Source organism: Exiguobacterium sp. Leaf187 (genome assembly GCF_001423925.1).
GTDB classification, from domain to species: domain Bacteria; phylum Bacillota; class Bacilli; order Exiguobacteriales; family Exiguobacteriaceae; genus Exiguobacterium_A; species Exiguobacterium_A indicum.
On record NZ_LMPR01000009.1, the window covers coordinates 1,780,830 to 1,807,455 of the forward strand.

Genomic DNA, 26,626 nt, shown 5'->3' on the forward strand with positions numbered 1-26,626 from the left:
AGCTACGCGTTTATGAAACGTTGGTTATTACCGGCGAGCATCGTCTTGATGGTCGCATCGGTCGGAACACTGCTGTTCCTCCTATTTGGTCAAACTAAACCAGATACATCAAACATCACGCAAGGTGATCAAAAAACGGAATCCGCGGCCTCTTCCGAGACGAAGGAAGAAGATCCGCTCAAACCGTCTGAAATATTCAAGAAGGAGTTCAAGGATCTCTCTGCAACGGAGGTCGAACTTCCAAAACAACTCGTCATTCCAAAGCACGACATCAAAGCGAAGGTCGAACAAGTCGGGCTTGATAAAGATGGCGCGATGGCAACACCGAAAAACGAACAACAAGCCGGCTGGTACAAGTTCGGTCCACGTCCAGGTGACGTTGGTAATGCTGTCATCGACGGTCACACCGACACGAAGACCGGTCCAGCCATTTTCTATAAGCTACATGAACTGAAAAAAGGTGATCCAGTCGAGATTACCGATGCGTCCGGACGGAAACTCGTCTTCCGCGTCAAGAAGCTCGTCCAATACGATCACTTGAAAGCACCACTTAAGAAAATCTTCGGTCCAGCAGATACACGGAACTTGAACTTGATCACGTGTATCGGAACGTTTGACCGAAATGCCGGTACGTATGATGATCGACTCGTCGTCTTCACAGAACTTGATGAGAAAGCATCTGATCCTGTCAAAACGCCACCGAAACCAGCCACGAACGTCCGCGTCAGTGGCGGATTCGTTAACTGGTATGCATCTACGGATAAAGATGTGACATCATATAACGTCTATCAAGAAAAAGACGGCAAACGTAAAAAACTCGGTACAACAGACGTCATCGAACGGAAAGCTTTCCCACTTCCGGAAGATGCGACGGGTCGCTTCATCATTACAGCCGTCAACAAAGCAGGCATTGAATCGGAAGAAGCTTTCAGTGCCGTACGCCGCTAATATCCACACAAAAGCCAGAGTCCCTATTGCGACTCTGGCTTTTGACGTTCCTCAATAACGAATATGCTGTTTGCTCCAGCGAATCGATTCCTTGAACTGACGAACGAGATCTTCTGCTGGTGCCGTTAAATAGTAGGCAAGCCCGTGCACTTTTTCTGACATCTGCTGGATGACGAGTCCATCTTCGATCAGCTCCTGCAACTGTTCGAGGATTTGACCGTGTGACTGATCGATCCGTTGCTCGAGTTCCCCGATCGTCAACGCACCGTCCCGTAAGAGATAAATGATACTCGACTTGAGGCTATTTTCGAAATTGTGCTGAAACTTCTGCAATGCCAGTAAATCGGCTTGTTCTTCGGTATGACGTGAATCCATCTGATCCCTGCCCCCTTTTTCTTAACTACCTCTTCAGTATGACGCACTTTTACGTGAATTTCAAAACTCAATCGCGCTCCGTGATAATCGTATCGAACGTCTTCTCTTCTTCCGTAATGACCATCTTCTTTTGCGAGCGAAGATGATAGAGACGACGAATGTTCAAGATGACGACCTTCATGACGGCGTAGAATGGAACGCCTAACAAGACACCGAAGAATCCAGCGATGTTCCCTGCGACGAGTAAGACGATGATGATCGTCAACGGATGGACATCGAGCGTTTTTCCTTGGACGAGTGGTGACATAATGTGTGAGTCAATCTGTTGCGCGACCGTCATGACGATGATCGCATAAATCGCAAGAATCGGATCTTGAATGAACCCGACGATCAACGCTGGAATGACACCGAGCACCGGACCGAGGAACGGAATGATGTTCGTCAACGTTGCGAACAAGGCGAGCAGCAACGCATAATCAATTCCGATGATTAAGTATCCGATATAAGCGATGATCCCGACCCCGATACTAACGATGACCTGACCGCGGATGTAGCTCATGATCGTCAAGTGGACGTCCCCGAGAATTTTTTTCGTTTCTTTATGATATTCGTACGGCATCAGCTTGACGAGATTACCTTTTAGCTTATCGCCATCAAGCAACATATAGATCAACATGATCGGGATGATGACGATCGTCACGACCGTTGTCGTTACGACACTGACGAAGCCACCGACACCCGTCCCGATGTTCTTCAAGAATGTCGAAGCGTATTCCGAAATATTGCCAGAAAACTTATTGAACAGGTTATCCGGTCCTGACAAGAAGCGTGAGAAAACCGAACTGTTTTCAAGTTGCTCTCGGACATCGATCAATTGACGCTGGAACTGTGTCGCGAGTGTCGGAATCGAATTGACGAACTGTGTGATTTGCTCCGATAGCATCGGACCGAAGATGAAGCCGAGTGTCGTCAAGATCCCGATCAGACCAACGAGGACGATCAAGACAGCAGGCCGTCGCTTCATCTTTTTCTCGAGCAACTCGACGATCGGCAGCAGGACATAATAGAGAATCCCAGCAATCGCAAGCGGCGGAACGACCATCTGAAGCAGAATCGCGACCGGTCGGAATAGGAACGTGACATGATCGCCAATCCAGACGATGATGAGTAACGTCATGATCCACCACGCAAATCGGTACCATTTGTTTTCGAACATTTTTTGCATCTAACCACTTCCCTAATTTAAAGTATGAAGTTCCATATCCCCTATTGTTTTCCTTAAAACAACGCTTCTTAATCCTTATTCTCAGAAAATATATCGTTCCCTCCATTTTAACCAATATATGATATATTTGTTTTAATAAGATTTGCAGATTCAAATTTGCCGTACCCGTTGAATGTGCGTAAGATGAGTATATTCGGACTTAAGAAATCTTTTTCATACATGTAAAAATAGAATACGGAGGATACCCTAGTGAAATGGATCAACCATACAATCGGTCGCCAATTGATGTTCGCCTTCTATATGGTGTTTGTCGCTCTCAGCATCACGTCTGCAATCGTTTACTTCTATACGGAACAGAAGATCGATCAGGCGAATGCGACGTTCGATGACTTGCGCGAACGACGGACGAATGCCAATGCCCTCGCAAGCGAGTGGACCGTCGCGCAAAGTAACGTCAAATCTTACTTATTGACGGGCTCACAAGAAACACTCGATGCCGTCAAGACAAATCAACAGGAAATTAATCGCTTAACGACATGGTTCGAAAAGTATGCCGTGTATGAGCAAGGGAAAGAATATGCAACGGCAACCCGTCAAATGTATGACGATTATTTTGGAACGTCACTTCCGCTCCTCAACGAATACGTCGAAGGAAAAAAGGACGGGAAAATCAACGAAGATTTTGTTGATCCGAATACACTTGCTGCCCTGTCGAACGGAAAAGACTTATTCACAGCGAATGGGACGTTACGTGGATCAGTCAGTCTGTCAGATGCTGATATCGATATGACACGGATTGATACGTTGCTTGGTGATTACCTGACGTTGATCCAAGGGAAGGAAGTGGATGCAAAGAACGATCTTCTAGGCGAGATGCGCGTTGCGCAGTTCATCTGGCTCTCGAATCTCGTCGTGCTGATACTAGTGCTCCTATCACTCGTGCGTCCATTCATCAGCCGCATTACAAAACAAGTCAATGCCTTGTCTCGTGACAGCGCGATGCTTGCAACAGGTGAAGACATCCAAGCGATTCCATTGCCAAAACGTAAGGACGAACTGCATACGTTGACGACATCATTCAATCAGATGGCGGCTTCGATTGCTGATAACAAGGTCCATATGCTGGCGAAAAACGAAGAACTCCAAGCACAACAGGAAGAACTCGTCGCCCAGCAAGAAGAACTGCAAGCGCAACAGGAAGAGCTTGAGGAAGCACTCGATATCACGCTTCGGAGCGAACAACATCTCAAGTACCGCAATGAATTGACCGAGACGCTTGCGTCCCGTGAGACACTGACGGCGTATCCGGAAATCATCGAGAAGCTCGTCTCGATCACGCATTCTGAGATCGGTGCCCTGTTGTTCCTCGATCAACAAGAAGTCCGCTCGACGATCGATTATGGGATGACGGAAGAGATGGTCGGTCGTCTTGTCTCCGATGATCAATCACTCTTGCACCGCGCACGCCTCCTGAAGCGTCCAGTTCATTCATCGAAACAGGTCGCGCATGAGAGTCCGCTTCCATACCCATACTATATGTATGAGGTCGCAGTCCCTGTTCTTGATCCGTCAAAAGAGCACATGATTGCCTGTATCTATCTCGTTCGTTATCGTGACGCCTTTACAGCGGAGCAGATGGATGACATCCTGTCGTTCTCGCATCAATTATCACTCTCACTCTTACGGATGGGGATCTATGAAGAAATGATTCGTGAGAAGAATAAGACGACGCAACTGTTGAACTCGATCCGGGAAGCAGTCGTCTACATCGAACATGAGACGGACGAATTGCTCGTCAACGAACCGCTGATGACGTTGTTCCCGGAAGTCCCAACAGAGTTCAAAGACGAAGAGCGCTCTGCCTTCCAGCAAGCGATGCAAGCACTCGCTGACATCATCGATGAACCAGCACCATTTGAGCGTTACATCGAACAGATCGTTGAGCTGAATTTACCAAAAGATAGCTTGATCGTCTCGATTCGAAAACAGAGTACGTACATCCAGATTTATGCCGAGAAGATTGAAGTCGACGGCATGTGGGTCGGTACGATGCTTGTTCTCCGTGACGTGACGAAAGAGACGGAAGCCGAGCGGATGAAGGAAGAATTCGTCTCGACCGTCTCGCATGAATTACGGACCCCACTCTCTTCGATCTATGGCTTCACCGAGCTGATGCTTAATAAACGGTTCGAGGAAGAACGGCAACGGAAATATCTCCAGACGATCCACTCCGAGACGGGTCGCCTGACGACGCTCGTCAATGACTTCCTCGACGTCCAGCGCATGGAATCGAGTGAACACCGTTACGAGATGTCGACGTTTGATGTCGTCGAACTCGCCCAGGATTTAATCGAGTTCTATGATGTCTCGCACGAGACGCACACGATTGATTTCGAGGCACGTGGACCGATCATGATCGACGGCGACGCAGAAAAGATGAAGCAGTTGCTCAACAACCTGCTCAGCAATGCCGTCAAGTACTCACCGAGCGGTGGGACGGTCTTGATACGGATTACAAATGAACTTGGTTTCGCCCAAATCCGCATCCAGGATGAAGGCATTGGGATTCCACAAGACGCGCTTCCAAAATTATTCGATAAGTTCTACCGTGTCGATAACTCCGAGACACGGAAAATCGGTGGAACCGGTCTTGGTCTATCAATCTGTAAGGAAATCGTTAAACACCACAGCGGAACGATTGATGTCGAATCCGTCGTCGGTGTTGGATCAACCTTTACGATCCGTTTCCCGATTGCTGTCATCTCGACCATCCTCACGTATGAAGATTAATCACCTGACCGTTCACATCATGTGGACGGTCTCTTTTGTCGTTAGATTCAATGAAGTGCGGGGTATAGTCAAAAGCGCATTATTTTAAGGAGGAATCAACATGCAACTGGGATGGATTGGTTTAGGACATATGGGTATACCGATGGTAAAACGTCTGCTTGACGGTGGGCATAACGTGATCGTCTACAACCGGACGTTTGAAAAAACAGCGCCATTGACTGATCGAGGAGCAACAGCTGTCAAAGAAGCACAGGAAGCAGTACGTCAAAGCGACATCATCTTCGTCATGCTCGCGGACGGTCCTGCTGTCGCGTCCGTTCTCGAGAGTGTAACAGACGACCTCACAGGTAAGACGATCGTCAACTTGAGTACGATCTCACCGGAAGAGACAAGGAAGATGGCTCGGCTTGTCGAAGAGAATGGTGGGACGTATCTTGAAGTTCCTGTTTCGGGGTCCGTCCCCGTCGCAGAAAACGGGCAGCTCGTCTTGCTTGCTGGCGGTGACGCAGACGTCGTCACGGCTTGTCAGCCGTATCTTGACCTACTCGGAAAGGAAACGATCCATTTCGGTCCACATGGCTCAGGAAGTGCGGCAAAACTTGCCATCAATCTCTTACTCGCCGTCGTCGGACAAGGAGTCGCGGAGACGTTATTGCTCGGAGAAGGTGCGGGTCTCGAGAAAGAGAAGCTGATCCAGATGATCAGTGCATCGGGCATGAACACGCCACTCTTCACCGGTAAACGGGACATGTACCGAAACAATGATTTCCCATCTGCCTTCCCACTCCGTCTGATGGCGAAGGATCTCGGGCTGATCACAACTGAAGCAAAACGTCAGCAGCTCAAGTTGCCACTCGCTCAAGCAGCAGATCGTAGTTATGCGAAGGCAAAATCGAATTACGGTGATGCTGATATGGCAGCCATCTATCGTGCCTTACAAGACTGAACGTAAAAAGCAGATCCGCACTCAAATCTGAGGCGATCTGCTTTTTCATGTTATTTCAGTGACGTGACGATTCCCATCATCTGATCGGTCGTCATCAGTGCTTTTGAATTGAATTGATACGCCCGTTGAATCTGCGTCAAATTCGTCATCTCGGTCGCCATATCGACGTTCGACGACTCGAGTGTGCCGACCGTCAATGGATTTCCATCGACTGTTTCATACTGTCCTGGTGCTGTAAACAAGCCGGCTCCATCTTCCGTCAACTGATTCGGATTGTCGACATACCCGACAGCAAGTCGCGCGAGGACACGGCGCTCTCCATTGACGATTCCCGTGACGTTGCCGTCCTTGTTCAATTCGACACCCGTCGCATCCGCAGGTAAGAGAATTGGTTCATTTTGACCGTTGACGACAGACCGTCCCGCGTCATCCGTCAATTGAATACGCCCATCGGCTTGCGGAGATAGTTGGAAGTTTCCGTCTCGCGTGAACTTCGTCACCCCATCCCGATCGATGACCGCAAAGAAATGATGCGGATCCGATAAGGCGGCATCGAGTGCCCGGTCCGTCCGTTTGAACGTTCCCATCGAAAAGCGCGTCGCTTCATTAGCGACATAGCCGCCGACACCGATTCGTAAGCCGGCCGGTGTCGATAAAGGTCCCGTTTGCAATGCAGCCGGTTGGTTCTGGATGTTACGCGTCAACAGCTCCTTGAACTGGGCGTCACGACGTTTATATCCGTTCGTATCGACATTCGCTAAGTTGTGCCCGGTCGTATCGAGTTGTTTTTGTAATTGCGCCATTGTACTAGCTGACGTATAGAGTGATTGCATGGTGTTCCCCTTTCATTATCGGACGCGACCGATTTCAGAAACTGCCTTTTCCGCTGTCCGGTCATACGCTTGAATGACTTTTTGATTCGCTTCAAACTGACGCAGACCAGCGTTCATCTCTGCCATCGTTTGTTCGATTGCGACGTTCCCTAGTTCAAGTACCCCTTGATCGACCTTGACGTTTCCTTGTGCCAACGCTTCAGGAGCCCGGTAGAGTCCGTTCTCGACTCGTTCAAGTTGTTCCGTATTATTCGTCGTCACGAGTCCAAGTCGTCCGACTTGCTCTCCGTTCCCCCGCGTCACGATACCTTCAGGTGAGACTTTGAAATCGTCATTGCCGACATTCATGAAGTTACCGTCTTCATCGAGTACCTGATCGCCGTCCGTCGTCCGTAAGATACCGTCTCCATCGACTGCGAACTGCCCATTCGTCGTATACAATGTTTCTCCTTCGATTCCTGTTCCTTCTCCCGTATTATGGAAAATCGTGAACATCGGCACACCGTCGATCGAACTAATCTGTAAATCCGTCGCATTTCCTGTCTCCGTGATGGATCCAGGTGCGAAGTTCGGTGTCGCCGCCTGCATAAACACACCTGTCGCGAGCGTACCGACGTTTCCAGCAGGTCGAATTCCCGTCCGTTCATTCGTCGCCGCTTGATGGATCATCATCTCCGGAAACGTGCGCAGGGATGCTTGATCGGCACGGAAGCCGGGCGTCCGTGCATTCGCTAAGTTATTACTCAACATCTCTTGTTGGCGTTGCAATGCCTGCATCGCACCGGATGCCGTATACATTCCGCGTAACATCTATATTTCATCTCCTCATTGACTTCATGTTCAATTCTATCTTTTAGTATATCGGTCCGTTTGCTTCAGATTATGAGTTTTTTTCAAAAAAAGGGAATAAAATTCTTAGTTGCATCTAAAGTACTACCATTCCTGTCAAAAAATCATTCTCCTTCTTTTGAATTCGTTTCATATTCATAATTATTCCAATTGGGTATAATTAGAAGTAGTTCATATCGACCAGTTGAAACGAGGTGATGACGGTGTCTTTCTTTAAAAGACGTACGAACCAATCGACCACTCCTTCTTTAGATTTCACACTGTTGACAGACATGACCCACTTCCTTGAAAATCACCCGGATGCAGTTTATACGATGGATTTGAAAGGAAATTTCATCGCATTTAATAATAAGCTACCTCTTTTACTCGGTTATCCTACCGACGCGATCCGTGGTATGCATTTCAGCGAGCTGCTCATCAAATCAGAAGCTGAACGTATTGCACCACTAAAACATCGTGTTCACGAAGGCGAAACGATTCATTTCACAACGGACATTCAACGAAAAGATGGTCAAATCCTGACTGTCAACGTCACGAACATTCCCCTCTACAATCAACACGTCATCATTGGACTTTACGGCATTGCGCGTGACGTCTCCCAACAAAAAGAATTACGTACCGCTTATAATCGTCTACTTGCAAAGGAACAGTTGACGACGACGCTTGACGGCGTCACCTTTCTTGAATATATTCCTTCGACGAAACAACTGACTGCCGATGCCGCACTTAGTCAATTGCTAGAATGGTCACAGCGTCATGTCGCACAAATGGATGCATACGAACTGCTCGACGAAATCCACCCGGAAGACCGCGATCTATTCTTACAACAAAGTACTGCCTTGTGTGACGAGCAGATTGCTGAATTCTCGATGTCCCTTCGAATGAGCAAACGACGTCACTATACGAAAGTCGTTCGTTGTGATGCCTTACTTCAGCAAAACTCTTCTCCCCGCTGCGTCAACTTCATCCTGCATGATGCGACGGAGCTGACGAGTCTTGAACGCGAACGCGATCATGCCATTCAGTCCTTAAAGGATGTCTTCGGCTCACTGGATACGTCCATTTACGAACATATCTATCATCCGCAAACCGTCACGTTTCAATCAGCCGGTTTTTTAGCTCCCTATCAGCACATCCTGAACCGGATTGAAAAGGAACCCCAGTTATGGCGGACACTGATTCACCCCGAGGATTTACCACATTTAGAACTCTCGTATCCTGAGATTCGTAACGGTAAGGTCATCCGACACGTCTATCGCCTCCAACTCCTCGACAATGTCTTTTGGATCGAGGAAACCTGTATTCCAATTCTTGATAATAAGGGCGATGTCTCGGGTCATTATGGGGTCTCGTCTGACATTACGATTTTAAAAGAGCAACAGCATACGATTTGGCATCTCTCCATGCATGACTCGTTAACTCAGTTACCGAACCGCGCCTTTTTACTCGAGGAAATCACGAGTTTATTGAAGACACGAACATCGTTTACGTTGCTTGCTGTCACCTTTAAGCAATACAATGTCATTCATGAACGTTTCGGACATGATGTCGGAGATGAATGGATTCGCCAGACGAGTACTGAAGTGCGTCGCTTTGCAGATCAAGATCATTTCGTCGGTCATCTGTTCGGTGATAAGTATCTCTTCATCATTAAGAAACCGATTGATGAGACAGCTATCGTGAAACTAAGCCATCAGCTACTGAAGCTGTCTGAAAAACGTTTTGATGTCTTGTCTTATGAATTGTTCACGAACGTCTATATCGGTATCACATACGTCGTCAACGATAAACTATCAGCAGACGAATTATTGAAACAAACGTATACAGCACTCCGGCGTGCGAAATCACGAACGAAGAGCAATTATCAGTTTTACTCGACGACGCTCGATATTGATATGTATCGCCGTTATGAACTCGAACGGGATTTACGGTACGCCATTCAAAACGAGCAGCTCGTCCTCGAATACCAGCCGAAAGTCGACGGCTGGAACGGAAATATTCAAGGAGCCGAAGCGTTAATTCGCTGGAATCATCCGGAGTGGGGACGCTTGACGCCAAAGGATTTCCTCTCCTTGTCGGAAGAAAGTGAGATGTATCTCCACATTGGGGATTGGGTGCTTGATCAGACATGTCGTTTTCTCAGTAAGCTTCGCGAACAACGCCATTCGAACATCGTTCCGATTTCCATCAACGTCTCCCCGAAGCGTCTGTTTTACGGAGATTTCGGACAAGTCATCGAACAATATCTCAAGCGATACCGAGTACCGGGTCATCTCCTTGAGATTGAATTACTCGAGTCCGACATCTTACTTGAAAGCGATAAAATCCATGAGATTCTAGAACGAATTTCTGCACTCGGTGTCCATATCTCCTTAGATGACTTCGGTACCGCCTATTCATCGATCTCTCACGTCCAGCGCTATCCGATCAATTGCCTAAAGATCGATCGTTCCCTCGCGCAACTGATCGAGCACGATCCAAAAAGTCGTTCCGTCGTCAAAAGCATTCTCTTCATGGCAAAGGAGTTTCAATTGATAGTCGTCGCAGAAGGCATCGAAACGATTCCGCAGCTCGACTTTTATCGCGAGTTACAGTGCGACCTGATTCAAGGTTATTTGTTTAGCAAACCTGTGTCAGAGAGCACTTTTGAAAAATTACTGACGAAAGGGATGTTATATCCTCAACACACCGGTACAGCCGCTCCAGTCGAAGCGATCTTATCGTTATTCGCTCAAATCACGATTACCCGGCTAAACGGTCGAGCCATCCAAGTCGGATCCTCTGATATCCTGATCAACCGATGTACGAATAAGACGCTGTTCTTCTACTCTTCGATTCGTCTTCCGATTCATCAAAACATCGAACTAAACGTGACACTTGCCTCATTGATTCATCCCGAGATTTTTCTCGTTCCTGTATCCATCACGGAACTCGATAACGGCCTGTTCCATTATGCAGCGGATTTCAAGGTGCGTGCGCTCTCTTCTCTCGTCCAGGAGCAACTGAAACATTCTCAACCTTCCTTTTTGGAAGACGTTCTCGAACCGCCTTCTTAAGACAAAAAACACGTCGACTCCTTCGTTAGAGTCGACGTGTTTTACCTTATCCGTTATTTTTACTGAGCACTGCTGTTTGTGTCCGCTCTAACACGGCATTCGTGATGACGATCAGTCCAGTGAAGAGGAATAACGCTTCAAAGCCGAAGTGCCCGGCAATCTGTCCACCCGCGAGTGGTCCGAGGAAGTTCCCCATGAACTGCGCGGACTGGTTATATCCAAAGATCCGGCCTGACGCATTGGCTGGCGTATTCTTCCGAAGCAACGTTTGGACGGACGGCATTAGTGCTGCTGTCGCAAAACCAATTCCCATCCGTAAGACGATCAATTGGCTCGTATCCGTGACGAATGCTTGCGGAATCAAGAACGCCGCAAAAATAAGTAGCGCAAAAAACAAGACACGCTCTGCTCCGATTTTATCCGATAGACGACCGAGTCGTTGCGCTGCAATCAATGCTGCGATCCCAGGTGCCGAAGCGACGATCCCGGATAGTAACGCGAGACGTTCTGTACCCGGACTGAGTTCCCGGACATAGAGCGACAGGATCGGACTGATTGATTGTGCCGCGAACTGAATCAGGAACGTCGTCAAAAAGAGACTTAAAATCAGTTCCGGATGACGCAGCGACTGGATGATTTCCTTCGCGGACGCCATCTTTTTAACTTCCATTGGGACGAATTCTTCTTTAACTAAGAAGTAGGTCACGAGGAAGGTAATGAAGAGCGGTACGCTCGTAAAGAGAAAAACGGGTCGAAGCCCAACAACGTCAGCGAGGAATCCTCCAATGAGAGGTCCTAGCAATCCACCGGCAATCCCACCGGTCGACAGGGTGCCGAGCGCCCAGCCACTTTTCTCTTTTGGGGTTTGGGAAGCAACGAGTGTAATGCCGGCTGAAATGAATCCGGATACGGCTCCCATGACAAGACGTAAGAATACGAGTTGATAGACGTCTTGAACGAAACTAATCAAGAACATGACGATCGACATACCAAGACTTGCACGAAGCAACATCAGCTTCCGTCCTTTTCGGTCAGCGAGACGTCCCCAGATTGGTGAGACGATCGCAGCGACGAGGAACGTTGCACCAAAGGCGATGCCGGACCAGGTCGTAATGTCTTGTCGGCTGTCGACACCAAGTTCTTCAATGAATAAGGGCAAAAACGGTAAAACGAGACTGAGGGCTGCAGCGGTCAAAAAACTACCGAACCAAACGACGACTAAATTTCTTTTCCACAATGGCATTGTGGCATCACTTCCTTTTATTTTACAATTCGTTTCAATACAACAACTTCTAATATACACTTCACAATGTGAAATGTCTAGCGTTTGAATCGTTCAAGTATTTCTTCCAGTTGTCCTCTACTCTTCATTAATTCGCAAAATGAATGCTACAAAAAAAGAAGCATTCTCCGTTGAGAACACTTCCATCTTTTCATCACTTGCCTAGATTATCGAGCATGATGCCTGTACCGCGTGCGACACATAGCATTGGATCTTCTGCGATCAGAACCGGTAGTCCGAGTTCTTTTGCAAGCAGTTGATCGATGCCGTCAAGGAGTGCGCCCCCACCCGTCAGGATGATACCGCGATCGATGATATCCGCTGCAAGCTCTGGTGGCGTCTTCTCGAGCACACGCTTCGTTGCTTCGACGATTTCCATCGCTGCTTCCGCGAGCGCTTCGTGCATCTCTTCAGAGGTCACCGTGATGTTGTGCGGTAAGCCTGTCACGAGATTGCGTCCCCGAATATCCATCTGTTCGCTCCGTCCGTCTTCTGAAACAGTAGCAACCGTCGTCTTGACCGCTTGTGCCGTCCGTTCCCCGATGATGAGCTTATGTGTATCCTTGATTGAACGGATGATGTCGTGGTCGAAGCGATCTCCTGCGACTTTGATCGTCTCCCCGCATACGATATCACCCATCGATAGTACAGCGACGTCCGTCGTTCCCCCACCGATATCAATGACCATGTGCCCTGCTGGCATCCAAATGTCCATACCGGCACCGACTGCTGCGACCTTCGGCTCGACTTCGAGGAAGACCGTCTTTGCGCCTGATTTTTCACCGGCTTGACGAATCGCCTTCGCTTCAACCGTCGTGATGCTTGCTGGTGTACAGATCAACATCCGGACGCCACCGAACATCTTACGGACTTCAATCTTATCGATGAAATGGCGAAGCATTGCTTCCGTCATTTCGAAGTCCGCGATGACTCCGTCTTGTAAAGGACGAATCGCGACGATGTTCCCCGGTGTCCGCCCTACCATCAAGTGTGCTTCCGTTCCTACTGCATGAATCTTACCTGTTGCCTTATCGATCGCGACGACCGATGGCTCATCGAGGACGATGCCTCTCCCTTTGACATGAATGACGACGTTCGCCGTCCCTAAGTCGATTCCGATATCTTTTGAAAACATCTCGTGTGCTCTCCTTTACCCGATGGCTATTCTTCCAAAATATAGAACGTCGTTTGGACGTCTAACCCATTTATGTATACATACTTTTCAATTCTAGCATACGCCTCATAACGAAACGACTTTCTTTTTCGCTTTTCACATTTCATTGTCATCTTTTTGAAAATACAGCAAAAAAGCATCATCTCAAAAACATGAGATGATGCTTGGATAATTGGAATTAAAGCTTTGTTGCTGCCGTTTCTTCGACGATTGCCGCTTCTTCTGTCACACGTTCGACGTCTGCACCGAGTGCTTGAAGTTTGAGGTGGAAGTCGACGTATCCACGATCGATGTGGTGAAGCGCACCGACACGCGTTTCGCCTTCAGCGATCAATCCTGCTGTGACGAGTGCAGCACCTGAGCGAAGATCCGTTGAAAGAACTTCCGCACCTTGTAACTGTACACCACCATTGATGATCGACGAGCGACCTTCAATCTTGATGTCCGCGTTCATGCGACGGAATTCTTCAACGTGCATGAAACGGTTCTCAAAAACTGTTTCCGTGATGACCGATGTGCCGCCTGCTTTGAGAACGAGGGCCATCATCTGTGCTTGAACGTCTGTCGGGAAACCAGGGTGTGGCATCGTCTTGACATCAACTGCTTCAAGTTTTGCTGGACCAACGACACGGAGTCCTTCTTCTGTATCCGTGATCTTAACGCCCATCTCTTCCATCTTCGAGATGAGTGGACGAAGGTGTTCGCGCTCAGCACCGATGACTTCGACGTCACCTTCTGTGATCGCTGCTGCGATCATGAACGTACCTGCTTCAATCCGGTCAGGAATGACATAGTGTGTTGCACCGTGTAATTTCTCGACGCCTTCGATGCGGATCGTTTCTGTACCTGCACCGCGGACTTTTGCGCCCATTGCGTTCAAGAAGTTCGCAAGGTCAACGATTTCTGGTTCTTTTGCGACGTTCTCGATGACTGTCGTTCCTTCTGCGAGTGTCGCAGCCATCATGATATTCTCTGTCGCACCGACTGATGGGAAGTCGAGGTAGATTTTTGCACCTTGGAGACGACCGTCGACATGCGCTTCAACAAATCCGTTTCCGATGATCGTCTTCGCGCCCATCGCTTCGAATCCTTTCAAGTGAAGATCGATCGGACGTGATCCGATTGCACAGCCACCTGGCATTGCAACGCGTGCGCGCCCGAGGCGTGCAAGTAATGGACCCATGACGAGAATCGAAGCTCGCATCTTACGCACGTACTCGAGTGGTGCCTCGTCTTTAAGATTCGGCTCTGCATTGACCGTCACCGTGTTGGCTTCCGCATCGAATTCGACTTCCGCGTTCAAGTTGCGCAACACGTTATTGATCGTATAGACGTCTGCTAAACGTGGTACGTTTTGAAGGACGGATTTCCCTTCTGATGCAAGCAATGTTGCAACGAGTGTTTTTAATACGGCATTTTTTGCACCTTCTACTTTGACTGTGCCAGCTAATTTACGTCCGCCTCGGACAACGATTTTTTCCATTCCCCATACTCCTCTGCTTCGTTTCTGTTCTATTTATGATGGCGTGATAAGTGCGTATGCGGTTCGAGATGAACCGATAGAAGAGAAACTCCCAATAGTTAAAACTACTACGCGACTGTTTCGATGATTGATAAATTGACTGTGTTCTTTCATTAAAGAACAGTGTCCTTTTCCATGGTAATCCAGTTTCACGATACAAGGTTTACAATGAAGTTACAAGTTCAGCTGAATAAGAATTTCAGACGTTGCGCAAAACCCGCATATTCAAGTAAAAAGCGCGCCAGACTGGAACCAAGAGCAACAGCAAGCAGGACACGTAGTAAAACCGCCTGTGGACCTCTAGGATGTTGCAGGAATTTATCCCATTTGATTGGTAACATCACCCACCAAGCAAACAAGATGGCAATCACATACATGAGCATGCTGATCAGAGCACTAATACCAATTGACGTCACTACCATTGCACCTCTTCTTCATAATTTCTTCAACTTTACCATGATTTCATAAAATGAATGATTGCGCAAACAAAATGACACAAGCTGCATTTATTTTATCGCATAAAATATATTTATTGAAGAGCAAATGAGGAAAATCATGAGCTTTCTGTTGAAGAAATCGTGAAAACAAGGCATATAGTGTTCTTTTACATATTTTTCGCTTCCTAAACCTGATTCCAAGCGCCTCGCTCAGAAAACGCTTCTTCGCACTCATTCATTGATGCGTCGTACAAAAAAGACCCGATTCCATGAAGGAATCGAGTCTTTGATCGACATCAATCGCGACCGTAGTCTTTCAAGCTGAGACGGTTAACTGCTCGTTTCAGTGAAAGTTCAGCACGCTTGAATTCGAGTTCTGATAATTTCGTGTCCTGGAGACGACGTTCTGCACGAACCTTCGCAGCTGCAGCACGGTCGTAGTCGACCTTGTCTGCTTGCTCCGCAGTTTCCGCAAGAACCGTTACAGTATCCTGGCGCACTTCCATAAAGCCACCGCTGATAGCGATCAACGTGCGTCCGCCATCTTCGTGGCGCAACTTCAAGATGCTGATGTCGAGTGGTGTCACGAGTGGGACGTGGTGCGGGAGAACCCCGATCTCACCAGAAATCGTCTTCGCAACGACCATACGGACATCGCCATCATACACTTCGCCATCCGGGGTGACGATATTGACATGAAGTGTGTTCATCTCAAGTCCCCCTTATGCTTTGTCACTTAGACAAGCGCCTTCGCTTTTTCAATCGCATCTTCGATCGGACCGACGAGACGGAATGCTTCTTCCGTTAAGTCATCGTGTTTACCTTCGAGGATTTCTTTGAAGCCGCGGATCGTGTCCTTAACTGGGACGTACGATCCTTTTTGTCCTGTGAACTGCTCAGCTACGTGGAAGTTCTGCGACAAGAAGAATTGGATACGACGCGCACGGTGTACAGTCAATTTGTCGTCTTCTGACAACTCGTCCATACCGAGGATCGCGATGATATCTTGAAGTTCTTTATAACGCTGAAGTGTTTCCTGAACTTGACGTGCAACACCGTAGTGCTCTTCGCCGACGATTTCCGGTGAAAGGGCGCGTGATGTTGAAGCAAGTGGATCCACGGCAGGATAGATCCCCATCTCAGAGAGACGGCGCTCAAGGTTCGTCGTTGCATCTAAGTGAGCAAACGTCGTCGCAGGAGCCGGGTCAGTATAGTCATCGGCTGGTACATAAACCGCTTGGATCGATGTAACCGAACCTTTGTTTGTTGATGTGATTCGCTCTTGGAGCATACCCATCTCTGTTGCGAGTGTTGGCTGGTAACCAACGGCAGATGGCATACGACCGAGAAGGGCCGATACCTCAGAACCCGCTTGTGTGTAACGGAAGATGTTATCAACGAAGAGAAGAACGTCTTGTCCTTGCTCATCACGGAAGTATTCTGCCATTGTCAAACCAGTCAAGGCAACACGAAGACGTGCACCCGGTGGTTCGTTCATCTGACCGAAGACCATCGCTGTTTGTTTGATAACGCCTGAATCCGTCATCTCGTGGAACAAGTCATTTCCTTCACGCGTCCGCTCACCAACACCTGCGAATACTGAGATACCGCTGTGCTCTTGCGCGATGTTGTTGATCAATTCCTGGATGAGGACGGTCTTACCTACACCGGCACCACCGAAGAGACCGATCTTACCACCCTTGATGTAAGGAGCGAGCAAGTCGACGACTTTAATTCCAGTCTCGAGGATTTCAACTTTCGTTGAAAGGTTATCGAAAGTCGGTGCTTTTTTGTGGATCGGAAGACGTTCCACGTCAGCAGCGATTTCTTTTTCATCAATTGGGTTACCGAGTACGTTGAAGACGCGACCAAGTGTCGCTTCTCCGACGGGTACCGAGATTGGAGCATTCGTATCGAGTACTTCCATTCCACGGCGTACTCCATCCGTAGAGTCCATCGCAATGGTACGGACGACGTCGTCACCAAGGTGCAGGGCGACCTCAAGCGTCAAGTCGATAGCCACTTCTTCTACAGTTTGCGGCGTATATTGAATACGAAGCGCGTTGTAGATGTTCGGTAAGTGTCCTTCGAACTTAACGTCGATGACAGGTCCCATGACCGCGACGACGCGGCCTTTTAAACCGAGTTCGTTCATCGTGTTTCCTCCTACCTATCGTTACGCCAGTCGGGATTACTGCTGCGCAGCAGCCCCACTGACGATCTCTGTGATTTCTTGCGTGATCGCAGCTTGTCGAGCTCGGTTGTAGACGAGAGTCAATCGACCGATCAAGTCATCTGCGTTATCTGTCGCACTTTGCATTGCTGTCATACGTGACGCATGTTCTGCTACTTTCGCGTCAAGAAGCGCACCGAAGATCAAGCTCTCCGCATAACGCGGGAGGAGTTCAGCAAGGATTTGTTCCTCGCTTGGCTCGTACTCATAAGTCGTCGAAGACGAAGCTTCGATTTCTCCGAGTGGGAGAAGAGTTTCGACTTTCACTTCTTGGCTGATGACAGATAAGAAGTGGTTGTAGCACAGCTTGAGCTCGTCGATTTCGCCGATCGTGAACGCACTCACTGTGCGCTTCACGATCTCAGCGACGTCGACATACGAAGGAGAATCGTTCAAGCCTGTGATCGCATCCGTGACCGTGATTCCGCGTGAACGGAAGAACTGGACACCGACTTTACCGACCACGAAGAGAACGTAACTGTCCGCAGTATGCTTTTCTTTGATTTCCCGGTAGACTTCACGCAGCACGTTGGCGTTATATGCACCAGCTAAGCCGCGATCCGATGTGATGACGATATAGCCCGTCTTTTTGACGGGACGTTTCTCGAGCATCGGATGGCTCGCACCTGTCGTGCCATTCGCAATGGTTCCGAGTACCTCTTGCATTTTCAGCATGTAAGGTTGGAACTTCGCGCTATGTGCTTGAGCGCGGTTCAGTTTCGACGCCGAAACCATGTTCATCGCTTTCGTGATCTGTTTCGTACTTTTCGTCGAGTTGATCCGCGTTTGTATCTCGCGCAACGATGCCATTTCGATTCACCACCTTGTTAGTATCAAGAGCGTTCCGCCGGATTAAACCGTCGCTTGGAACGTTTTCTTAAATTCTGAGATTGCTGCTACGATCTCTTCGTCTGCTGGAAGGTTACCTGTCTTACGGATCTCATCGCAAAGTTGTTTGCGGTTTTGATCGAGCCAGAGGTTGAGTTCCTTTTCAAAACGACGAATATCCGTTACAGCAACATCATCAAGGTGACCACGAGTCAAGGCATAGATGATGATGACTTGCTTATCGACAGTAAGTGGTTGGTTCAAGTCTTGTTTCAAGACTTCAACTGTCCGCTCACCACGGTTAAGCTTCGATTGAGTCGCTTTATCAAGGTCAGATCCGAACTGAGCGAATGCTTCAAGCTCACGGTAAGATGCGAGGTCAAGACGGAGCGTACCCGCTACCTTCTTCATCGCTTTTACTTGAGCCGAACCACCTACACGCGATACCGAGAGACCCGGGTTGATCGCGGGACGGACACCTGAGAAGAAGAGATCCGATTGAAGGAAGATTTGACCATCCGTGATCGAGATAACGTTCGTCGGGATATAAGCTGAGATATCCGACGCTTGTGTTTCGATGAACGGAAGGGCAGTCAAGCTACCTGCGCCAAGCTCGTCGTTCAACTTCGCCGCACGCTCAAGAAGGCGTGAGTGGAGGTAGAAGACATCCCCTGGGTAAGCTTCGCGGCCTGGTGGGCGTTTCAAGAGAAGTGAAAGCTCACGGTAAGCAGCTGCTTGTTTTGAAAGATCATCATAGATGACAAGAACGTGTTTGCCTTGGTCCATGAAGTGTTCACCCATCGCGACACCTGCGAATGGTGCGAGGTAAAGAAGTGGAGCTGGCTGTGAAGCCGCTGCCGAAACGACGATCGTGTAATCGAGGGCACCGTTTTTACGGAGCGTTTCGACGACGCCACGGACTGTTGATTCTTTTTGTCCGATTGCGACGTAGATACAGATCATGTTTTCTTCTTTTTGGTTGATGATCGTATCGATGGCGATCGACGTTTTACCCGTCTGACGGTCACCGATGATCAACTCACGCTGTCCACGACCGATTGGAACGAGGGCATCGATCGCCTTGATTCCTGTCTGAAGTGGTTCGTGTACCGATTTACGCGCCATGACGCCAGACGCCTTACGCTCGATCGGGTTGTAGTGTTCTGTTTCGATTGGACCAAGACCATCGATTGGCATACCGAGTGGGTTAACGACACGTCCGAGGAGTGCGTCTCCTGTTGGTACTTCCATGATGCGGCCCGTACGGCGAACAGAGTCGCCTTCTTTGATTTCAAGGTAGTCACCGAGGATGATGATACCGACGTTGCCTTCTTCTAAGTTTTGCGCCAAGCCCATTGTGCCGTTAGCGAATTCTACGAGCTCTCCCGACATGACGTTGTCGAGTCCGTGTGCACGAGCGATACCATCACCGATTTGGATGACCGTACCTGTCTCGTTCACTTCCATCGTAGAACCGTACTGCGCGATACGCGCTTTAAGCAGGGCGCTGATTTCTTCAGCTCTAATGCTCATGCGTTTCACCCCTATTTTCTTACGCTTTTAACAGCTCACGCTCAAGGCGCGTTAGTTTAGTTTCGATCGTACCGTCATATGTCGTGTAACCGATTTGAACGCGAAGTCCTCCGATGACACTCGTGTCGACGACGTTCTCGACTTCAAGCGTTTTACCTGATTTTTGGCCAAACGTCTCTTTCACTTTCGTGAGTTCCTCGTCTGACAATTTGTATGCACTCGTGACGATTGCCGTCGCGACATTGCGGTGTTCATTCAACAATGCAATGAAGTGTTCCGGTAATGTAACGATCTCTGCCGCCCGGTCGTTTTCGACCATGACAAGCAATGTGTTCAAGACGATCGAGTTGAAGCCCGTGAAGCTTGTTTGAAGAACTTGCTTGAGCTCTTCAGCAGAAATCGATGGGTTATCTAAAACCGAAGCGAGCTCTGGTGTTGCGTGGAGCACTTCGCCGAGCGTCCGCACATCAGCTTCTGCTTGCTCGAGCACATGGTGCTCAAGCGCAAGATCGAAGAGCGCTTTTGCGTAGCGTCCCGCTACGTGATCACGCATTAGTTCGTGCCCTTAGTATCAGCAAGGAATTGATCGACGAGTGCTTTTTGAGCGGCTTCGTCTGTCGCAAGCTGTGTTTTCATGACGTGGCGTGCTGCAGCGATTGCTTGAAGAGCGACATCGTTCTTCAAAGCAGCTTGTGCTTCAGCGCGTTCACGTTCGATCGCACGGCGAGCTTCTTCCTTACTCATTTCGGATTCAAGACGTGCCTGCTCCATCGCACGTGCTTGCTCTGCTTCTGCCTGACGGCGTGATGCTTCTAAAAGATCGCGTGCTTCCGTACGCGCCTTGTTTAATTCTTCGCGTTGTTGTTCTACGTAGACTTCAGCGTCTTTACGGCTCTTTTCAGCCGAGTTGATCTCGCTAGCCACATGCTCTTCCCGCGCTTTCATCATGTTGACGAGCGGGCCCCATGCGAATTTCTTCAAGAGGATGAGGAGCAAGAGGAAAACGACGATCGTGACGATCATGTTGGCTAATAAGAGTTGGTTGCCTTCGCCGCCAGCCTCTGCCGCAAGATACGTTAGATTCATTCGATTACACTCCCCTCGTGGTTGGTTCAACTTCAATATCTACATAAGGGAGCCTAAGCTCCCGTGACGGTTCACTCAAACGTTGAACGAATAGCGCCCTATGTAGTCCGTTCTCGTTAATCGTGGATTAAGAGTTGAGAAGAAGGAAACCGACCGCTACACCGATGATTGGAAGTGCCTCAACAAGACCGATACCGATGAACATTGTTTGACGAAGTTCGTTTTTGAGTTCTGGCTGACGTGCTTGACCTAATACTGTACCGTTTACGATAAGACCGTTACCGATACCTGCGCCGAGTGCGCCGAGTCCGATGATGATCGCTGTTGCAATAAGATTCATGATAAATTGCCTCCCTAGAGTATGTTCATTGATTTGTCGTGCTGTTATCGGAAAAGCGGATGCTTTACCTTCGAATTAATGGTCGTGCGCTGCCTTATGTCCGATGTAAACCATCGTCAGGATAAGGAAGATGTACGCTTGGATACCACCGATGAAAAGTGAGAATCCTTGCCAGATCAACATCGGGATACCCGAGATGATCGCGCCTAGTGGTCCGGCGAATTGGAAATCGTTCGTACCAGAGACGATACCGATCGAAAGAATGATTCCGATCATGATTTCACCAGCGAAGATGTTTCCGTAAAGACGAAGACCGAGCGTCAACGTGTTTGCAAACTCTTCGATGATGGTAATGATAAACATCGGCGTCATGAATGTTTTCGCATAAGCGCCGAAGCCTCGCATCTTCACACCGTAGTAATGACTTAAGACTACTACGAGAGATGAAAGTGCCAGTGTCACGTAAGGATCTGCAGTTGGTGAGTTGAACCAAATGTAGTGTCCCGTCACGACGTTGAATGGGAGACCCATGATGTTGGACACAAGGATGAACAGGAATAATGTCATTCCGAACGTAAGGAAGCGACCCCCTGTTTTCCAGTCCATCGTGCTGCTGATGATTCCGCGAACGAATTCAAGGAACATCTCCATCACGTTTTGAGCACCGGTTGGCTTCATCACAAGACGTCGCGTACCGGCCACGGCAATCAAGAAGACGAGAGCAGCAGCAATCAATACTGTGATCAAGTTCGTCCAGCTACCGTACAGAACGAAGTCACCCCAGAGTGGGATTTCGTAAAGTGGCATTTCGTGGTTCATTTGACTATTCACCTCTTTTCCCGCTTGAGTTCGTGAGTCAAGAACTCACAAAATTGTATGACGTGGCCGGCGAGAAGGCCTATTACCACCGCAGTTAATGACAATTCAGTTTGATATTTCAAACCGATCATCACACAAAGTACCGCGACCGCCATGCGTGAAACGGTCCCTCGAGACACTGGCTTGCGCCCGATCTCAATTACACGATACATACGATCGACGCTTAATCGTTGAAGCGTCAAGATCAGAAAGCTGCCAGTTCCACCAAGTGCTAGTCCATAAATGACTGGGTCACTCGGGCGTCCGATGAGCAGCAGGACAGCCAGGATTCCGTAAAAGAGTCCAAACCATCGTAAGTACGCACGATACAACGCATCTTGAAGGATGATGTTCATGTCTTCTCCCCTAACAAGTGCCTGATCATGGCGATCATGCAAAGAATGCCGATGAAAATCCCGATGAACACGGCGAATGTCGCACCCATTTTTTCCCACCATTGTTGTTGTTCCCCATAGTTCCCAACCAAAAAGCCAATGACGATCGGTGCAGCCAGTGCCGTCGAAATTTGCGAGGCCATGACCATACTCTTCGCGAGCCCACTTTGGCGCACTAGAGACGACCCCCTTTTTTCCCAATTGCGAGTTCTTTTTCTTTCCCACAATTTGCGGATTTTCATACTAGTCAAGAATACAATGAAGCAGCTTTCATAGTCAAATGAATTCACAATAAAAACAGAGCCGAAAAACCTATACATATCAACGAATGATAAGGTTTTCACAGATGTCATCCGTGCAACTCATTTCACGAAGATGTGAAGAAAATATGTAGTACTATCAACGGTTATAGAGATTGTTCATATGGTGAACAAAACCGTTGAATAGTAACGTTATATCGTGCTACCTCAACCGAAACAAGACCTCTAAAATTGATTTGTGTCGATTTTGTGAAAAAACATTTTCTGTTCACAATTGTAAACGCTTCCGAATCGGGACACAAAAACAGCTCTGACATCTGTTTGTAACAATAGATTTCAACGATTACCAATTTTTCAATCGTGAGATGTGTCACAGCCTGAATCGTCATGGTTTATCTTCCAGTTTCAAGGTCATCTGGTTTTACATTTTCTAAACAAATGGGCTGATTTTAGTGGAAATGGTAAGATTTAAAGATATTATTCCTATAAACTAAAATTTCTTGTCGATATAGATGTACTAAAACAAAAAGAATCGCTTATTTCACGCGACTCCTACAGGAAAAAGCACAAGTCTTTGTGCTGTCAGAGACAAGTGAGACCTGACTCCTCGTCCAAGGACGATGGAGACGCGGCTTGCGTCTCGCCTGAGGAAAGCAAGTGAATGTAAGCGATTCGGAGAGTACTAGTCGTTTCTCATTGCGTGAGTAGCGGTGCCGGCGCTTCCCCTTGACCGAAGTGATGCAGGATCGCTTGGACGATCCGTTCTGACGCATGACCATCACCGTATGGGTTTGAGGCATGTGCCATTTCTTTATAAAGTGCGTCATTCGTCAACAGTTCGGTTGCCATCTGATAAATCGTCTCTTCTTCTGTTCCGGCAAGCTTTAACGTCCCAGCAGTAATTCCTTCCGGACGCTCGGTCGTATCGCGTAAGACAAGAACCGGAACACCGAGTGACGGCGCTTCTTCCTGAACACCACCGGAGTCCGTCAAGATTAAGTGAGCACGACTCGCGAAGTTGTGGAAGTCGAACACGTCGAGCGGAGCAATTAACGAAATCCGATCATGTCCCTCAAAGACCGTCTTCGCCGCTTCCTGAACAACTGGGTTAAGGTGAACTGGATAAACGACGTGTGTATCCGGGAATTCATCGACGAGACGACGAATCGCGCGGAACATCTGATGCATCTTCTCGCCTTGGTTCTCACGACGGTGCGCTGTCATCAAGATCAACTTCCGATCCCCGACCGTCTCAAGCATCGGATGGACGTAATCGGCTTGGACCGTCGTTTGCAGGGCATCGATTGCTGTGTTCCCTGTAATATAGACGCCAGCATGACGATTCTCGGACGCAAGGTTCGCTGCCGCTTGTGCGGTCGGAGCAAAATGTAAGTCTGCGAGCGTCGACGTCAACTGACGATTGACCTCTTCCGGGAACGGTGAGTATTTATTATACGTGCGCAGCCCTGCCTCGACGTGACCGACCACGATTTGGTTGTAATAGGCAGCAAGGCTCCCAACGAACGTCGTCGTCGTGTCGCCATGGACGAGGACAAGGTCCGGCTTGATCTCTTTCATGATCGCATCGAGTCCTTCAAGACCACGCGTCGTAATGTCAACGAGAGTTTGACGTTGCTTCATGATGTTCAAATCGTGATCCGGTTCGATTTCGAACAGGGTAAGTACTTGATCGAGCATCTCGCGGTGCTGGGCTGTGATTGTGACATGAACATCAAAAGCAGGGTGTTGCTTCAGGGCGTTGACGAGCGGTGCCATTTTAATAGCTTCCGGTCGAGTCCCGAAAATCGGCATGACTGTAATCGGCATGGTGACTTCCTCCTTTTTTCCTTTTTTCATTAAAACATATTTCAGCAGTCTTGCGCAGTTTACGAAATAGCAACGAAAAGACCGCAGATCATCGTCTGCGGTCTTTTTGTGTATCTTACTATTTTTACTTCGTTCCGAAGAGACGGTCTCCTGCGTCACCGAGTCCTGGGACGATGTAGCCGTGGTCGTTCAACTTCTCGTCGAGTGCCGCGAGATAGATATCGACGTCCGGGTGTTCTTCTTGAACGCGTTTGACGCCTTCAGGTGCTGCACAGAGACATGCGAGCTTAATGCTCTTCGCCCCTTGTTTCTTTAAGGAGGAGATGGCGTCTGCCGCCGAACCACCTGTCGCAAGCATCGGGTCAACGACGACGAAATCACGTTCTGCGACGTCTGTTGGGAGCTTGAGGTAGTATTCCGTTGGCTCGAGTGTCTCCGGATCACGGTACAAACCGATGTGACCGACCTTGACGTTTGGCATCATGCGGAGCATGCCGTCGACCATCCCGAGACCGGCGCGGAGAATCGGGACGATCCCGAGTTTCTTGCCTTCGATCATCTTCTGCGTCGTCTTCGTGACCGGTGTCTCGATCGCGACATCTGTGAGTGGAAGGTCACGTGTGATTTCATATGCCATCAATGAAGCCACCTCGTCGACAAGTTCCCGGAATTGTTTCGTTCCTGTTTCGACCTTACGCATGATCGTCATCTTGTGCTGAATCAATGGGTGATCAAATACATGTACTTTACTCATTGTTTGCATCTCCTCTCCATTCTCTTTTCGCATTGTACTCTAAAAGCGCACTGCTTGGGAACTGTTTTTTCGTCAGTCCCCAAGCGTGCTCTTGCCGGAAAGAATCGCTTTCGCCGCGTAAGACCATTCATTGTCCGGCTGTTGTGCGAGTTCTTGCAAGGTCGCGCGATAATCACCTTTTTTATATTTTTGTTCATAGACCGCTTGCATCCAGAGGACATCACTCATGTAACCCGACTTCGGAAAATCCTCACGGTACGCGATATAGTCCGCCTGTGTCGTCTTCTTTAACTTACCAGCGGCAATCAACTTATAAAAACGCGCCATCCCTGCCGTCTCTTTATTTTTCAAGACGTCTGCACTCAACAGGTCATTTGCTTTTTGATAATCCTTTGCTTGGACAGCCGCAACCGCTTCCTTTAATGCGGCTTCCGGTTTCAGACCACTCGTTTTCGTCGTTTTCTTTTCCTTAACCGGCGACTCTTCTTGTTTTACTTCCGCTTCCGTCTTTCGCTTCTGATCGGTATTCAATTTCTCGTTTTCTTTTTTTAACTGCTCGACTTCCGTTTGTAAGGCAGCCAATTGTTGCGCAATTTTTTGATCGGTCTCTTCTTTCGGTGCAGCATTTTCTGAAGTAGGAGACCACGCTTGAATACCTACGAATAAGAGGCCGGCCGCTACCACTCCGGTTGCCGCCATCCACCATTGATTCTGATTCACCGCTTGGCGCCACTGTTTTAATTTGTCATGTTTCTGAATCGCTTCCGGCAGCGCCTTGAATCGCTTCTTCGCAAGACGTCGTCCGCCTGCCTTTGAGGCGATCGCAAGACGATATGTATAATATTCAACCGGCATCGGTAAATGTTTCCATTGCAGAAGCCGTGCATCCGCTTGTTCATAAAAGCCTGCTTGTTGCATGATGATGATCGTCTTGAAATCTTCGTACAATCGTTTGTATTCTGATTTCGTCGTACTCTTCTTCTCCAACCATTTCAACATCTGGCTTCCTGTCGTCGACGCGAGCTCGGCTTGGGTCAACTTCATAATATTCATAACGCGTAAACTCCTTCATTTC

Annotated in this window: 25 protein-coding genes; 4 read left to right on the plus strand and 21 right to left on the minus strand. The window is 48.5% G+C overall.

All coding sequences use genetic code 11. From position 1 onward, the window contains the following. Positions 1–12: 12 nt before the first annotated feature. A complete protein-coding gene (locus tag ASF99_RS13265; protein ID WP_055969270.1) occupies positions 13–948 on the plus strand; it encodes a class F sortase in 936 nt (311 codons plus the stop codon). Between the two features lie 51 nt (positions 949–999). Here ASF99_RS13265 and ASF99_RS13270 read toward each other — a convergent pair whose 3' ends face one another. Together ASF99_RS13270 and ASF99_RS13275 are read right to left on the minus strand one after the other, a co-directional pair. Next, positions 1,000–1,323 carry a winged helix-turn-helix transcriptional regulator gene (locus tag ASF99_RS13270; RefSeq protein ID WP_029342725.1) on the minus strand — a complete coding sequence of 108 codons (324 nt, stop codon included), beginning with the start codon at positions 1,321–1,323 and terminating at the stop codon, positions 1,000–1,002. Between the two features lie 67 nt (positions 1,324–1,390). Then, the gene (locus ASF99_RS13275) at positions 1,391–2,548 is read right to left on the minus strand and encodes an AI-2E family transporter (protein ID WP_053454391.1); all 1,158 of its coding nucleotides are present in this window, start codon (positions 2,546–2,548) and stop codon (positions 1,391–1,393) included. A 249-nt stretch (positions 2,549–2,797) separates the two neighbouring features. Here ASF99_RS13275 and ASF99_RS13280 point away from each other — a divergent pair, with 249 nt between their 5' ends. After that, entirely contained in the window at positions 2,798–5,338 is a 2,541-nt protein-coding gene (locus tag ASF99_RS13280) for an ATP-binding protein (protein WP_055969273.1), read from the plus strand. Positions 5,339–5,438: 100 nt separating this feature from the next. Further along, entirely contained in the window at positions 5,439–6,284 is an 846-nt protein-coding gene (locus ASF99_RS13285; protein WP_055969275.1) for an NAD(P)-dependent oxidoreductase, read from the plus strand. A 50-nt stretch (positions 6,285–6,334) separates the two neighbouring features. On the opposite strand, the gene ASF99_RS13290 is transcribed toward ASF99_RS13285, so the two are convergent. Both ASF99_RS13290 and ASF99_RS13295 read right to left on the minus strand, forming a co-directional pair. Next, a complete protein-coding gene (locus ASF99_RS13290) occupies positions 6,335–7,117 on the minus strand; it encodes a flagellar hook-basal body protein (RefSeq protein WP_023469485.1) in 783 nt (260 codons plus the stop codon). Between the two features lie 15 nt (positions 7,118–7,132). Beyond that, positions 7,133–7,927, minus strand: a complete 795-nt coding sequence (locus tag ASF99_RS13295; protein WP_055969278.1) for a flagellar hook-basal body protein — start codon at positions 7,925–7,927, stop codon at positions 7,133–7,135. A gap of 242 nt (positions 7,928–8,169) precedes the next feature. Between ASF99_RS13295 and ASF99_RS13300 the strand changes: the two genes are divergently transcribed. After that, on the plus strand, positions 8,170–11,022 hold the full coding sequence (locus ASF99_RS13300; RefSeq protein WP_235515944.1) for a sensor domain-containing protein: 2,853 nt from the start codon (positions 8,170–8,172) through the stop codon (positions 11,020–11,022). A 46-nt stretch (positions 11,023–11,068) separates the two neighbouring features. Here ASF99_RS13300 and ASF99_RS13305 read toward each other — a convergent pair whose 3' ends face one another. The 17 genes from ASF99_RS13305 to ASF99_RS13385 all read right to left on the minus strand — a co-directional run bounded on the left by ASF99_RS13305 (position 11,069) and on the right by ASF99_RS13385 (position 26,604). Continuing rightward, the gene (locus tag ASF99_RS13305) at positions 11,069–12,265 is read right to left on the minus strand and encodes a multidrug efflux MFS transporter (protein WP_023469489.1); all 1,197 of its coding nucleotides are present in this window, start codon (positions 12,263–12,265) and stop codon (positions 11,069–11,071) included. 193 nt (positions 12,266–12,458) lie between these two features. Continuing rightward, complete coding sequence (gene mreB, locus ASF99_RS13310) at positions 12,459–13,439, minus strand: rod shape-determining protein MreB (protein WP_023469490.1); 981 nt, start codon at positions 13,437–13,439, stop codon at positions 12,459–12,461. A 217-nt stretch (positions 13,440–13,656) separates the two neighbouring features. After that, the gene (gene murA / locus ASF99_RS13315; RefSeq protein WP_023469491.1) at positions 13,657–14,961 is read right to left on the minus strand and encodes a UDP-N-acetylglucosamine 1-carboxyvinyltransferase; all 1,305 of its coding nucleotides are present in this window, start codon (positions 14,959–14,961) and stop codon (positions 13,657–13,659) included. Between the two features lie 221 nt (positions 14,962–15,182). Next, positions 15,183–15,422, minus strand: coding sequence for a DUF1146 family protein (locus ASF99_RS13320; protein WP_235515945.1), 240 nt, complete (start codon positions 15,420–15,422; stop codon positions 15,183–15,185). 311 nt (positions 15,423–15,733) lie between these two features. Further along, positions 15,734–16,147: a F0F1 ATP synthase subunit epsilon gene (locus ASF99_RS13325; RefSeq protein ID WP_029342737.1), complete on the minus strand. Its 414-nt coding sequence runs from the start codon at positions 16,145–16,147 to the stop codon at positions 15,734–15,736. A 26-nt stretch (positions 16,148–16,173) separates the two neighbouring features. Next, a complete protein-coding gene (gene atpD / locus ASF99_RS13330; protein WP_023469494.1) occupies positions 16,174–17,592 on the minus strand; it encodes a F0F1 ATP synthase subunit beta in 1,419 nt (472 codons plus the stop codon). Between the two features lie 36 nt (positions 17,593–17,628). Further along, positions 17,629–18,480, minus strand: a complete 852-nt coding sequence (gene atpG, locus ASF99_RS13335) for an ATP synthase F1 subunit gamma (protein ID WP_023469495.1) — start codon at positions 18,478–18,480, stop codon at positions 17,629–17,631. A 42-nt stretch (positions 18,481–18,522) separates the two neighbouring features. Next, positions 18,523–20,031 (minus strand): F0F1 ATP synthase subunit alpha, encoded by a 1,509-nt coding sequence (gene atpA / locus ASF99_RS13340; RefSeq protein ID WP_023469496.1) that lies wholly within the window; start codon positions 20,029–20,031, stop codon positions 18,523–18,525. A gap of 19 nt (positions 20,032–20,050) precedes the next feature. Beyond that, on the minus strand, positions 20,051–20,584 hold the full coding sequence (locus ASF99_RS13345) for a F0F1 ATP synthase subunit delta (protein ID WP_023469497.1): 534 nt from the start codon (positions 20,582–20,584) through the stop codon (positions 20,051–20,053). After that, positions 20,584–21,117: a F0F1 ATP synthase subunit B gene (atpF, locus tag ASF99_RS13350; protein WP_023469498.1), complete on the minus strand. Its 534-nt coding sequence runs from the start codon at positions 21,115–21,117 to the stop codon at positions 20,584–20,586. The genes ASF99_RS13345 and atpF overlap by 1 nt, the downstream gene beginning before the upstream one ends. A 127-nt stretch (positions 21,118–21,244) precedes the next feature. Then, complete coding sequence (atpE, locus tag ASF99_RS13355; RefSeq protein ID WP_023469499.1) at positions 21,245–21,457, minus strand: F0F1 ATP synthase subunit C; 213 nt, start codon at positions 21,455–21,457, stop codon at positions 21,245–21,247. A gap of 75 nt (positions 21,458–21,532) precedes the next feature. Next, positions 21,533–22,276 carry a F0F1 ATP synthase subunit A gene (gene atpB, locus ASF99_RS13360; RefSeq protein ID WP_055969284.1) on the minus strand — a complete coding sequence of 248 codons (744 nt, stop codon included), beginning with the start codon at positions 22,274–22,276 and terminating at the stop codon, positions 21,533–21,535. Between the two features lie 8 nt (positions 22,277–22,284). Then, entirely contained in the window at positions 22,285–22,671 is a 387-nt protein-coding gene (locus ASF99_RS13365) for an ATP synthase subunit I (protein ID WP_055969285.1), read from the minus strand. Further along, positions 22,668–22,886 (minus strand): AtpZ/AtpI family protein, encoded by a 219-nt coding sequence (locus ASF99_RS13370; protein ID WP_023469502.1) that lies wholly within the window; start codon positions 22,884–22,886, stop codon positions 22,668–22,670. Before ASF99_RS13370 ends, ASF99_RS13365 begins: the two co-directional genes overlap by 4 nt. A 777-nt stretch (positions 22,887–23,663) precedes the next feature. Then, positions 23,664–24,797 (minus strand): non-hydrolyzing UDP-N-acetylglucosamine 2-epimerase, encoded by a 1,134-nt coding sequence (gene wecB, locus ASF99_RS13375; protein WP_055969288.1) that lies wholly within the window; start codon positions 24,795–24,797, stop codon positions 23,664–23,666. Between the two features lie 124 nt (positions 24,798–24,921). Beyond that, positions 24,922–25,551, minus strand: a complete 630-nt coding sequence (gene upp, locus ASF99_RS13380; protein WP_023469504.1) for a uracil phosphoribosyltransferase — start codon at positions 25,549–25,551, stop codon at positions 24,922–24,924. Between the two features lie 72 nt (positions 25,552–25,623). Beyond that, a complete protein-coding gene (locus ASF99_RS13385) occupies positions 25,624–26,604 on the minus strand; it encodes a hypothetical protein (protein ID WP_055969291.1) in 981 nt (326 codons plus the stop codon). Positions 26,605–26,626 lie beyond the last annotated feature (22 nt).

Coding starts and splice junctions, on each gene's coding strand:
- ASF99_RS13265 (WP_055969270.1), top strand. CDS start 13: ATGAAACGTTGGTTATTACCGGCGAGCATCGTCTTGATGGTCGCATCG.
- ASF99_RS13270 (WP_029342725.1), bottom strand. CDS start 1,323: ATGGATTCACGTCATACCGAAGAACAAGCCGATTTACTGGCATTGCAG.
- ASF99_RS13275 (WP_053454391.1), bottom strand. CDS start 2,548: ATGCAAAAAATGTTCGAAAACAAATGGTACCGATTTGCGTGGTGGATC.
- ASF99_RS13285 (WP_055969275.1), top strand. CDS start 5,439: ATGCAACTGGGATGGATTGGTTTAGGACATATGGGTATACCGATGGTA.
- ASF99_RS13290 (WP_023469485.1), bottom strand. CDS start 7,117: ATGCAATCACTCTATACGTCAGCTAGTACAATGGCGCAATTACAAAAA.
- ASF99_RS13295 (WP_055969278.1), bottom strand. CDS start 7,927: ATGTTACGCGGAATGTATACGGCATCCGGTGCGATGCAGGCATTGCAA.
- ASF99_RS13305 (WP_023469489.1), bottom strand. CDS start 12,265: ATGCCATTGTGGAAAAGAAATTTAGTCGTCGTTTGGTTCGGTAGTTTT.
- mreB (WP_023469490.1), bottom strand. CDS start 13,439: ATGTTTTCAAAAGATATCGGAATCGACTTAGGGACGGCGAACGTCGTC.
- murA (WP_023469491.1), bottom strand. CDS start 14,961: ATGGAAAAAATCGTTGTCCGAGGCGGACGTAAATTAGCTGGCACAGTC.
- ASF99_RS13320 (WP_235515945.1), bottom strand. CDS start 15,422: ATGGTAGTGACGTCAATTGGTATTAGTGCTCTGATCAGCATGCTCATG.
- ASF99_RS13325 (WP_029342737.1), bottom strand. CDS start 16,147: ATGAACACACTTCATGTCAATATCGTCACCCCGGATGGCGAAGTGTAT.
- atpD (WP_023469494.1), bottom strand. CDS start 17,592: ATGAACGAACTCGGTTTAAAAGGCCGCGTCGTCGCGGTCATGGGACCT.
- atpG (WP_023469495.1), bottom strand. CDS start 18,480: ATGGCATCGTTGCGCGAGATACAAACGCGGATCAACTCGACGAAAAGT.
- atpA (WP_023469496.1), bottom strand. CDS start 20,031: ATGAGCATTAGAGCTGAAGAAATCAGCGCCCTGCTTAAAGCGCGTATC.
- ASF99_RS13345 (WP_023469497.1), bottom strand. CDS start 20,584: ATGCGTGATCACGTAGCGGGACGCTACGCAAAAGCGCTCTTCGATCTT.
- atpF (WP_023469498.1), bottom strand. CDS start 21,117: ATGAATCTAACGTATCTTGCGGCAGAGGCTGGCGGCGAAGGCAACCAA.
- atpE (WP_023469499.1), bottom strand. CDS start 21,457: ATGAATCTTATTGCAACAGCGATCATCATCGGACTCGGCGCACTCGGC.
- atpB (WP_055969284.1), bottom strand. CDS start 22,276: ATGAACCACGAAATGCCACTTTACGAAATCCCACTCTGGGGTGACTTC.
- ASF99_RS13365 (WP_055969285.1), bottom strand. CDS start 22,671: ATGAACATCATCCTTCAAGATGCGTTGTATCGTGCGTACTTACGATGG.
- wecB (WP_055969288.1), bottom strand. CDS start 24,797: ATGCCGATTACAGTCATGCCGATTTTCGGGACTCGACCGGAAGCTATT.
- upp (WP_023469504.1), bottom strand. CDS start 25,551: ATGAGTAAAGTACATGTATTTGATCACCCATTGATTCAGCACAAGATG.
- ASF99_RS13385 (WP_055969291.1), bottom strand. CDS start 26,604: ATGAATATTATGAAGTTGACCCAAGCCGAGCTCGCGTCGACGACAGGA.